The sequence below is a fragment of the Leucobacter chromiiresistens genome (assembly GCF_001477055.1).
Taxonomy (GTDB): domain Bacteria; phylum Actinomycetota; class Actinomycetes; order Actinomycetales; family Microbacteriaceae; genus Leucobacter; species Leucobacter chromiiresistens_A.
Genome location: NZ_LDRK01000140.1, coordinates 1 through 10379, shown reverse-complemented (window position 1 = coordinate 10379; position 10379 = coordinate 1). Strand labels below are relative to the sequence as shown.

Below are 10379 nucleotides of genomic sequence, written 5' to 3'. Positions count from 1 at the left end.
GGGGCGTTCGGGGCGTTCGGCGAGGAACGCGTCGAGCCGAGCGATGCGCGAACGCCAGATCTGCTCGAATCGGCCCAGGAGCTCCTGGGCCCGGCGGATGGTCTCGGGGTTGCCGCGGATGATGCGCTCCCTTCCCTGCGGCGTGCGCGCGACGAGGTCGGCGGCTTCGAGCACGGCGACGTGCTTCTGCACCGCGGCGAACGACATGTCGTAGGCGCTCGCGAGCTCCGATATCGACGCTTCGGCGGTCAGGGTGCGGCGCACGATGTCGCGTCGGGTGGCATCGGCGAGGGCGCGGAACATGCGGTTCACCTGCTCGTCGGTGAGCGCGGCCGACGCCGACGCGGTGGCGCCGCTCGCCGTCTGCTGGGGTGAGATTCGTGCAACCATTTGGTTGCACTTTACGTCGCGCCCGCTCGCCCGTCAACCCCGAGCCGCCGCCCTATTCGCTCCGCTTCCGCCGCGCGTTGCGCACCAGCCGGGCGATCACGAACCAGAGCAGCAGCGCGACGACGATCACGATCACCGCATCCGAGAGCACCCCGCTCCACTGCTCGAGGACCGGCTTGATCGCCGGCCCGAACGCATAGCCCAGGCCGATCCAGAGCGCGTTCCACACCCCGGACCCGAGCAGCGTGTACAGGCTGAACTTCACGATCGACATGCGCTCGATGCCGGCGGGGATCGAGATGAAGGAGCGCACCAGCGGCACGCAGCGCCCGACGAGCACGGCGGTGCCGCCCCAGCGCGCGAAGAAGGACTCCGCCCGGTCGAAGTCGTCGTGATCCATCAGCGGGATCCGGCCCACCACCCGCCGCGTGCGGTCGCGCCCGAAGGCCGCCCCGATCGCGTACCAGACCCAGGCCCCCACGAGGGCCCCGAGCGTCGCCATGAGCCAGGCCAGCCAGAAGTTCAGGCGCCCCTCGTACGCGAGGAAGCCGGCGCCCGGCAGCAGCGCTTCGGACGGGATCGGGGGGATGAACGTCTCGAGGAAGACGGCGAGGCCCACCCCGAGCTCGCCGATGCGCTCCATGAGGGTCAGAATCCATCCCACGAGCCCCTCGTACTCGCCGCCCGGGTGCGTGTTGAGCTGCGTGATGGTCATGCGGGTCACGCGATCTCGTCGCGCGGATCGCCCGCGGGCTGCGCGCTCGCGGCCCGGCGGCGCGCGCGCCAGGCCGACAGCGCGCGGAAGAGCTCGATGAGGATCGGAATGCCCGGGATGAGCACGAGCACGATGATGAACACCTCGCTGTACTCGCGCACGAACGGGATCTGGCCGAGGAAGTAGCCGAGCAGCGTCACCCCGACCCCCCAGAGCAGCGCGCCGACCGCGTTGTAGAGCACGAAGTGGCGGTACTCCATCTTGCCCACGCCTGCGGCCGCCGGCACGAAGGCGCGGAATACGGGCAGGAAGCGGGCGATGATGATCGCCTTCGGGCCGTGCTTCTCGAAGAAGACGTGGGTGCGCGCCACGTTCTCGGGGTTGAAGAACCGGCTGCGCTCGCGGTTGAAGACCGCCGGTCCGAGCTTCCGGCCGATCATGAAGCCCAGCTGATCGCCCGCGAAGGCGAAGATGAAGAGCAGCGTGCAGGTCAGCCAGATCGGCACGTCGATGATGCCCGTCGCGCTGAAGAGCCCGACGGTGAACAGCAGCGAATCACCGGGGAGGAACGCGAGCACGAGCACGCCGGTCTCCAGGAAGACGAACGCGCACGCCAGCACGAGGGCGATCCACCCGCCCGCCTGCAGCAGCGTCTCGGGATCGAGCCAGTCGATGCCGAGCAGCGCGGGGGCGGTCGCGAGCGCGGAGAGCGCGGAGGTCGTCAGGGTCACGTACTGAACTCAGCTTTCTTCGGAACGGACATCGCGGGCGCGACGCACCTCAGTATGCCGCGCCCGCCTGAACGGCCCGTGCCCCGGGCCGGGGTCAGGCCCGCTCCGCCATCTCCACGACGTTCTGCAGCAGCAGCGCGCGGGTCATGGGGCCGACGCCTCCGGGATTCGGCGAGACCCAGGCTGCGACGTCGGCGACGGCGGGATCGACATCCCCGACCACGCGGCTCCTCCCCGTCTCCGGGTCGGTCTTCCGCGATACTCCGACGTCGAGCACGATCGCGCCAGGCTTCACGTGCTCCGCGCGCACGATGCCCTCGGCGCCCGCGGCGGCCACGATCACGTCGGCCTGCTGCAGCACCGCGCCGAGATCGCGCGTGCCGGTGTGCGTGAGCGTCACGGTCGCGTTGTACTCGCGGCGCGTGAGCAGCGGCCCGATCGGCCGCCCGACGGTCACGCCGCGGCCCACCACCACGACGTGCTTGCCGTTCCACGAGAGCCCGTTGCGCTCGACGAGCTCGATGACGCCGCGCGGGGTGCACGGCAGCGGCGACTCGATCGGCCGGTTCGCGTTGAGCACGAGCCGTCCGAGGTTCGTGGGGTGCAGCCCGTCCGCGTCCTTGCCGGGGTCGATGCGCTCGAGAATGCGGTCGGTGTCGATGTGCTTCGGCAGCGGCAGCTGCACGATGTACCCGGTGCACTCGGGGTCGGCGTTCAGCTCGTCGAGCACCGCCTCGAGCTCCTCCTGCGTCACCGATTCGGGCAGGTCGCGCTTGATCGACGCGATGCCGACCTCGGCGCAGTCGCGGTGCTTGCCCGCGACGTACCACTGCGAACCGGGATCGTCGCCGACGAGCACGGTCGCGAGCCCCGGCACGACACCGCGCTCGCGGAGCGCGGCCACGCGGCCGGAGAGCTCGCGCTTGATCGCTGCGGCGGCTGCCTTCCCGTCGAGCAGCTCAGCGGCCACCGGTCACCACTCCTCGAGGCCGGGGTACAGCGGGAACGCGTCGGCGAGCGCCTTCACGCGCGCCGAGAGCTCGTCGACGTCGCCCGACTGCTGCAGGGTGAGCGCGATGATGTCGGCCACCTCCCCGAACTCCGCGTCGCCGAAGCCGCGCGTCGCGAGCGCGGGCGTGCCGATGCGCAGGCCCGACGTGACCATCGGCGGGCGCGGGTCGAAGGGCACCGCGTTGCGGTTCACGGTGATGCCGACGGCGTGCAGCGCATCCTCGGCCTGCTGCCCGTCGAGCGACGAGTTGCGCAGATCCGCGAGCACCAGGTGCACGTCGGTGCCCCCGGTGAGCACGTCGACGCCCGCGGCCCGCGACGCCTCCGTGGTCAGGGCGTCGGCAACGAGCTTCGCACCGGCGAGGGTGCGCACCTGACGGTCGGCGAACTCCTCGGTCGCCGCGAGCTTGAACGCCGTCGCCTTCGCGGCGATCACGTGCATGAGCGGCCCGCCCTGGTGGCCGGGGAAGACGTTCGAGTTCAGCTTCTTGTGGAGCTCGAGGTCGTTGGTCAGGATGAAGCCGGAGCGGGGGCCGCCGATGGTCTTGTGCACGGTCGACGACACGACGTGCGCGTGCGGCACCGGGTTCGGGTAGAGGCCCGCGGCCACGAGGCCGGCGAAGTGCGCCATGTCGACCCAGAGCGTCGCGCCCACCTCGTCGGCGATCTCGCGGAACTTCGCGAAGTCGAGCGTGCGGGGGTAGGCCGACCATCCGGCGATGATCACCTTGGGGCGGTGCTCGAGCGCCTGCTGGCGCACGACGTCCATGTCGATGAGGAAGGTCTCGGGGTCGACGCCGTACGAGGCGACCCGGTACAGCTTGCCCGAGAAGTTGAGCTTCATGCCGTGGGTGAGGTGCCCGCCGTGCGAGAGCTCGAGGCCGAGGATCGTGTCGCCCGGCTCGGCGATGGCCGAGAGCACCGCGGCGTTGGCCGAGGCGCCGGAGTGCGGCTGCACGTTCGCGTAGGCGGCGCCGAAGAGCGACTTGGCGCGCTCGCGGGCCAGGTCCTCGGCGACGTCGACGAACTCGCACCCGCCGTAGTAGCGGCGGCCGGGGTAGCCCTCGGCGTACTTGTTGGTGAGCACTGACCCCTGCGACTCGAGCACGGCGCGGGGGACGAAGTTCTCACTGGCGATCATCTCGAGCGTCGACCGCTGGCGGCCCAACTCGTTCTTGAGCACCTCGGCGATCTCGGGATCGACCGTCTCGAGCGGCTCGTTGAAAAAGGCTGACTGGGTGGTCATGCAATGCTCCTCGGTGGTGATTCGCGCGCGAGCGCGGCAACATTTCCGGATCCGACCCAGGCGAGCGGCCGTCCCTTGCAAGCAGTGTGTCGTTTCCCGATGGTGACCATCTGTACGCCAGTCACGACGCGCTCAGCTTAGCAAGCGGCGGCCGCAGCGGCGAGCGGCGCGGGCTGCCGCCCCGGCGCTAGCAGCAGCGCGCGCCGGGGTTGCGATCCTGCTCCGCGTAGTGCTCCCGCCAGAACGTGCGCGCGTCGGGCACCGGGGCGTCGGGGTGGGCGATCCGCAGATGCGCGACGTAGCGGTCGTACTTCGCATCGCCGAAGAGCTCGCGGCAGAACCACCGCACGCGGCGTGCGGCGCGGGCGGCGGCCCCCATCAGCGCGCGCATGCGGCGTCCTCCCCGCGCCCGCGGGGCGCGCGGTCAGTGCCCGCCGGTGCGCACCGCATCGGGCTGCTCCTCCGCCCACCGGCGCTCGAGCCGGCGCTCGTTCGCCGTCGCGAATATGCCGGCGGGCGCATAGGTGCGCGATGCGACCGGCGGGTCGCTCGTGTCGACCGCCTCGGGGCTGCGGCGCGACCGCAGCACGGCGACGATCGCGGTGATGATGACGATGATCGCGAGCGTGACGAAGAGGATCGAGAGCGTGCCCTGGATCGCCGTGTTGCGCACCACCGCGCTCATCGCCTCGACCCCCTCGGCCGTGCCGTGCGACGTCTCCCCGGCGGCGAGCGCATCGCGGAACGCGACGTGGTTCGCCCAGTAGCCGATCGCGGGGTTCGGCGAGAAGATCTTGTACATCGACGCGGTGATCGTGACGACGGCGGTGAGGGCGAGGGGCACGACCACCACCCAGAGGTACCGGAAGTTCTTCTGCGCGGCGACGATCGCCATGACCACCGCGAGCGCGATGGCCGCGAGCAACTGGTTCGCGATGCCGAAGAGCGGGAAGAGGGTGTTGATGCCCCCGAGCGGATCGGTGACCCCCATGATGAGGATCGACCCCCACGCCGCGACCATGATCGCCGTGGTGATCCACACGCCCGGCCGCCACGAGTTGTCTCCGAACTTCGGCACGACGTTGCCGAGCGAGTCCTGCAGCATGAAGCGCGCCACCCGCGTGCCGGCGTCGACCGCGGTCAGGATGAAGAGCGCCTCGAACATGATCGCGAAGTGGTACCAGAACCCCATCATGGCGGTGCCGCCGATGAGATCCTTCATGATGTTCGCGAGGCCGAGGGCGAGCGTCGGGGCCCCGCCGGTGCGCGAGACGATGCTCTCCTCGCCGACGGCGGCGGCGACGTCGGTGAGCTGCTGCGCCGTGACGTCGACGCCCGCGATGCCGAGGCCCATGACGAAGTCGACCGCGCCCTGCACCGTGCCGCCCGTCGCGGCCGCCGATCCGTTCATCGCGTAGTAGATGCCCTGGTCGAGCGTCACCGCGGCGACGAGCGCCATCAGCGCCACGAACGACTCCATGAGCATGCCGCCGTACCCGATGACGCGGGTCTGCCGCTCCTTCTGCACGAGCTTCGGGGTGGTGCCGCTCGAGATGAGGGCGTGGAACCCCGACAGGGCGCCGCACGCGATCGTCACGAAGAGGAACGGGAAGATGCTGCCGGTCACCACGGGCGCGGTGTCGGTGAACGCGAACTCGCTGAGCGCGGGCGCCTCGACGCTCGGCATGACGAGGATCACGGCCGCCGCGAGCAGCAGGATCACGCCGACCTTCATGAAGGTCGAGAGGTAGTCGCGCGGGGCGAGGAGCAGCCACACGGGCAGCACGGCGGCGATGAACCCGTAGATGATGATGCACCAGGCGAGCGTCGTCTTGTCGAGCGTGAAGAGCGCGGCGCCCCACTCGGTCTCGGCGACCCAGCCGCCCGAGATGATGGCGGCCATGAGCAGCACGAAGCCGATGATCGACACCTCGGTGATGCGGCCCGGGCGCAGGTAGCGCAGGTACACGCCCATGAAGAGGGCGATGGGGATGGTGAGGCCGACGGAGAAGACGCCCCACGGGCTCTCGGCCAGCGCGTTCACCACGACGAGGGCGAGGATCGCGACGATGATGACCATGATCACGAGCGTCGCGAGAATCGCCGCCGTGCCGCCGATGCGCCCGAGCTGATCCCGGGCCATCTGCCCGAGCGAGCGGCCCCCGCGGCGCATCGAGAAGTAGAGCACCAGGTAGTCCTGCACGGCGCCGGCCACGATCACGCCGACGATGATCCAGATCGTGCCCGGCAGGAAGCCCCACTGCGCGGCGAGGATCGGGCCGACGAGCGGCCCCGCACCGGCGATCGCGGCGAAGTGGTCGCCGTAGAGCACGCGCCGGTCGGTCACCACGTAGTCGCTGCCGTTGGCCCGGTACTCGGCGGGCGTCGCCCGGCGGTCGTCGGGCCGCGCGATCTTCCACTCGATGAACTTCGAGTAGAAGCGGTAGCCGATGAGGTAGGTGCAGACGCCCGCGAACACGAACCAGATCGCGTTCACCGTCTCGCCGCGGGCGAGGGCGAGCATGGTCCAGCCGATCGCGCCCAGCACGCCGACCGCGATCCAGATCGCGATCTTCAGGCCGCGCCGCCTGCCGTCATCCTCCGCCCGCTCCGCGTCGGTGAGGGCGACGGGCGGGAGGGCCGGGTCCTGCTCGGGAACCGCTCCGCTCGGTGCTTCGGTGCGAAACTGCGACATCCATTCACTCCTTTGCGCTGATGCTCGCCGCCCGGTGAGCTCCGCTGGAGCCCGGGGCGCCGCCCCCTGGCGTCACTGTAGCAAAATTGGGCCGGCCGGGCGCACGCACTACCCTGGACACCGTGACTACGCTCCCCGCTCCGCCCACCGCGCCCGACACCCAGTGGGTGCTCACCCTCTCCTGCATCGACGGGCCGGGAATCGTGCACGCGATCAGCGGCGCCATCGTCGCCGCGGGCGGCAACATCGCGGAGAGCCAGCAGTTCGCCTCGGCCGACACGGGGCGCTTCTTCATGCGCCTGCAGGTCGAGGCCGTCGCGCAGCCCGAGACCTTCGACGAGCGGTTCGCCCAGGCGCTCGCCCCCGTCACGGAGCGCTATCACATGACGTGGCGCCTCGATCGCGCCGATCGGCCGGTGCGCACCCTGATCCTCGCCTCGACGGCGACCCACTGCGTGAACGACCTGCTCTACCGCCGCCGAGCCGGCCAGCTCGCGATCGACGTGCCGCTCGTGCTGTCGAACCACGAGACCGTGCGCGACATCGCCGAGTTCTACGACGTGCCGTTCGAGCACCGCGCCATCGCGGGCGCCGACGACAAGGCGGCGTTCGAGGCGCGCGTCATGGAGGCGGTCGACGAGCTCGACATCGAACTCGTCGTGCTCGCGCGCTACATGCAGATCCTCTCCCCCGAGCTGTGCGCCCGGCTCGAGGGCCGCGCGATCAACATCCACCACTCCTTCCTGCCGGGCTTCAAGGGGGCGAACCCCTACAAGCAGGCGCACCAGCGCGGCGTGAAGCTCATCGGGGCGACCGCGCACTTCGTCACGACCGACCTCGACGAGGGGCCGATCATCGAGCAGGACACCATCCGCGTGGACCACGGCTACACCGTGCGCTCGCTGACGCAGCTCGGGCAGGACGTGGAGGCCCGCGTGCTGCGCCACGCCGTGCGCTCCTACGCCGAGAACCGGGTGCTGGTCGACGGCGACCGCACGATCATCTTCTAGCGCCGCCAAGCGCCTCGCCCGGGGCCTCGCCTGGCGCCTCGGCGCGCGCCTCGCGGGGCGACGCGACGGGAGATTCCGTCCCCAGCAGCGCGTACTCGGCGCGCAGTCCCGCGAGCATCGCCCGCAGACCGATCTCGAACGCGTCGTCGGCGGGGCTCGCACCCGAGGCGTCGAGCGCCGCGCCTCGGGCCCGGTACGCGCCCGAGAACGCCGGCACGTCGTCGCGCCGCCCCGGGTCGAGCATCGTCGGGTCGGCCGCGAGGTCGAGCGCCGCGCCGAGGATGAAGCACTCGAACGCCACGATCACGGAGAGCGCCCGCTCCTCGGGCCAGCCCGCGCGCACGAGCGCCGCCGCGACCGTGTCGTACATGAACGAGGTCGCCGAGTCGCCCGTGAGGGGCTGCACGGCGAGCAGTGCGATCGTCGGCGGGTGCGAGGCGAACGCCAGACGGTACCCCCGCGCCCACAGCTCGAGCGCCTCGTCCCAGGGACGATCCGCGAACGGCTCGGTGGGGATCCGCTCGCTCACGAGGTCGCGCACCCCGGCGATGAGCTCGTGCTGGCCCGCCACGTGGTTGTAGAGCGACGAGGGGCGCACCCCCAGCTCCGCGGCGATCGCGCGCATCCCGGCTCCATCGACCCCGTGGCGGTCGATGAGACGCAGCGCGGTCTCGTGGATCAGGCGCGGCGAGAGCACGTTCTGCTTCGGGCGCCCCGCCCGCCGTCGTTTCGGAGTCCCCTCCGCCGTCATGTCACTCCCTCGTGCTCCTCGATACGGATTGCGCAACGAATCCGTTGGTGCGCTCGCGCTCCCGGGCGATCCGTACTATTCTCGTCCCGCCGGTAAACGAACCCCGTTCGTTTACCACACTAGCCCCACCGCCTCTCGGCGCCGAGCAGCAAGGATGCAGCATGAGCGATGCCTCGCGAGTCACCGTCTTCCTCAACGGAACGATCATCGTCGATCCCGACGAGGCGGGCCGCAGCCCCGAGACCGCGACGAGCGACGCGATCGCTTTCCGAGACGGCGCGGTCGCCGCGCTCGGCGACGACGCCCGCGCGCTCGCCGTCGCCGCCACCGGCGACGCCGTCACGGTCATCGACCTGGCCGGCGGGGCCCTCGTGCCCGGCATCGGCGACGGCCACGCGCACCCCGTGCTCGGCGGCGTCGAGGCACTCGGACCGCAGGTGCGCCAGGCCGCCGACCTCGCCGGCATCGTCTCCGCGGTCGCCGAGTGGAAGGCCGCCCACCCCGACGCCGAGTGGATCGTCGGCGCGAGCTACGACGCGACCTTCTCCGAGGGCGGCCTGTTCGACGCGCACTGGCTCGACGAGGTCACGGGCGACACCCCCACCATCCTCCGCGCCTGGGACTACCACACCGCGTGGGTGAACAGCGCCGCGCTCGCCGCCGCCGGCATCACCGCCGACACCCCTGATCCCGAGCTCGGCCGCATCGTGCGGCGCGCCGACGGGTCGCCCCTCGGCACCCTGCAGGAGGCCGCGGCGAACGACTTCATCGCCGACATCGTGCCCCCGTTCACCCTCGAACAGCGGCTCGACGCCATCGAACGGGCGACGCGCGGCTACGCCGAGCAGGGCACCACGTGGATTCAGGACGCGTGGGTCGAACCCGCCGACCTCGAGCTCTACCTCGAGGCCGCCCAGCAGGAGCGGCTGCACACCCGCGTCAACCTCGCCTTCCGCGCCGACCCGGCCCGCTGGCGGGAGCAGGTCGCCGAGTTCGTCTCGAATCGCGGCCGCGTGCGCTCCCTGGGGCACCCCCGGCTCACCGGCGACACGGTCAAGTTCTTCCTCGACGGCGTCATCGAGAGCCACACCGCCGCGCTCATCGAGCCGTACGCCGACCGCCCCGACGATCGCGGGCTGCCGAACTGGAGCGATGCGGAGCTCGCGGAGGCGGTGCGCGCCTTCGACGCCGAGGGCTTCCAGCTGCACCTCCACGCGATCGGCGACGCGGCCAACCGCAGCGCGCTCGACGCGCTCGAGCTGGCGCGCGACGCCGACCCCTCCCGCGAGCGCCACCACGTGATCGCGCACGTCGCCGTGCTCGACCCGGCCGATGTGCAGCGCTTCGCCGAGCTCGGCGTCATCGCGAACTTCGAGCCCTACTGGGCGCAGTGCGACGCGGTGATGCGCGACCTCACCATCCCGCACCTCGGGCACTCGCGCGAGGGCTGGCAGTACCTCATCGGGTCGGTGCACCGCAGCGGCGCCACCGTCACCTTCGGCAGCGACTGGCCGGTGACGACCCGCGACTGGCGCCCGGCGCTCTCGACGGCGATCACGCGGCACAGCCACACCGAGCCCGAGGCCGAGGCGTGGCTCCCCGACGAGCGCGTCCCCGCCGCCGTCGCGCTCGGCGCGTACACCACCGGCATCGCGCGCCAGGCCCTCGCGAACGATCGCGGCACCCTCGCGGTGGGCCGCGCTGCGGACGCCGCCTGGCTGTCGGCGAACCCGCTCGCCGTCGCGCCCGAATCGATCGCCGAACTCGACGTGCTCGGCACGTGGCTCGCGGGCGACGTGACCTTCCTGCACACCGGCGCCGGCGCCGGTG

10 protein-coding genes and 1 riboswitch are annotated in these 10379 nt (G+C 71.3%); of the genes, 2 read left to right on the top strand and 8 right to left on the bottom strand.

All coding sequences use genetic code 11. From position 1 onward, the window contains the following. The 7 genes from NS354_RS12645 to NS354_RS12615 form a co-directional block, all read right to left on the bottom strand. On the bottom strand, nt 1-390 hold a 390-nt coding region (locus NS354_RS12645), incomplete at its 3' end, for an ArsR/SmtB family transcription factor (RefSeq protein ID WP_430736008.1). A 52-nt stretch (nt 391-442) separates the two neighbouring features. Further along, the gene (locus tag NS354_RS12640; RefSeq protein ID WP_058594799.1) at nt 443-1105 is read right to left on the bottom strand and encodes a DedA family protein; all 663 of its coding nucleotides are present in this window, start codon (nt 1103-1105) and stop codon (nt 443-445) included. Between the two features lie 5 nt (nt 1106-1110). After that, on the bottom strand, nt 1111-1836 hold the full coding sequence (locus NS354_RS12635) for a VTT domain-containing protein (protein WP_058594798.1): 726 nt from the start codon (nt 1834-1836) through the stop codon (nt 1111-1113). A gap of 94 nt (nt 1837-1930) precedes the next feature. After that, nucleotides 1931-2806, bottom strand: coding sequence for a bifunctional methylenetetrahydrofolate dehydrogenase/methenyltetrahydrofolate cyclohydrolase (locus NS354_RS12630; protein ID WP_058594797.1), 876 nt, complete (start codon nt 2804-2806; stop codon nt 1931-1933). Nucleotides 2807-2809: 3 nt separating this feature from the next. Next, a complete protein-coding gene (gene glyA, locus NS354_RS12625) occupies nt 2810-4093 on the bottom strand; it encodes a serine hydroxymethyltransferase (RefSeq protein ID WP_058594796.1) in 1284 nt (427 codons plus the stop codon). A gap of 47 nt (nt 4094-4140) precedes the next feature. Continuing rightward, a riboswitch (ZMP/ZTP riboswitch) is annotated at nt 4141-4228 on the bottom strand. Nucleotides 4229-4280: 52 nt separating this feature from the next. Continuing rightward, nucleotides 4281-4484: a YbdD/YjiX family protein gene (locus tag NS354_RS12620; protein ID WP_029608051.1), complete on the bottom strand. Its 204-nt coding sequence runs from the start codon at nt 4482-4484 to the stop codon at nt 4281-4283. Between the two features lie 33 nt (nt 4485-4517). Further along, a complete protein-coding gene (locus NS354_RS12615) occupies nt 4518-6788 on the bottom strand; it encodes a carbon starvation CstA family protein (RefSeq protein ID WP_058594795.1) in 2271 nt (756 codons plus the stop codon). 122 nt (nt 6789-6910) lie between these two features. On the opposite strand from NS354_RS12615, the gene purU reads away from it, so the two are divergent. Continuing rightward, a complete protein-coding gene (purU, locus tag NS354_RS12610; RefSeq protein ID WP_058594794.1) occupies nt 6911-7798 on the top strand; it encodes a formyltetrahydrofolate deformylase in 888 nt (295 codons plus the stop codon). On the opposite strand, the gene NS354_RS12605 is transcribed toward purU, so the two are convergent. After that, a complete protein-coding gene (locus tag NS354_RS12605; protein ID WP_082678079.1) occupies nt 7788-8549 on the bottom strand; it encodes a TetR/AcrR family transcriptional regulator in 762 nt (253 codons plus the stop codon). The two genes, purU and NS354_RS12605, sit on opposite strands and share 11 nt — an antisense overlap. Before the next feature lie 161 nt (nt 8550-8710). Here NS354_RS12605 and NS354_RS12600 point away from each other — a divergent pair. Beyond that, the coding region (locus tag NS354_RS12600; protein WP_058594793.1) for an amidohydrolase at nt 8711-10379 on the top strand (1669 nt) is incomplete at its 3' end.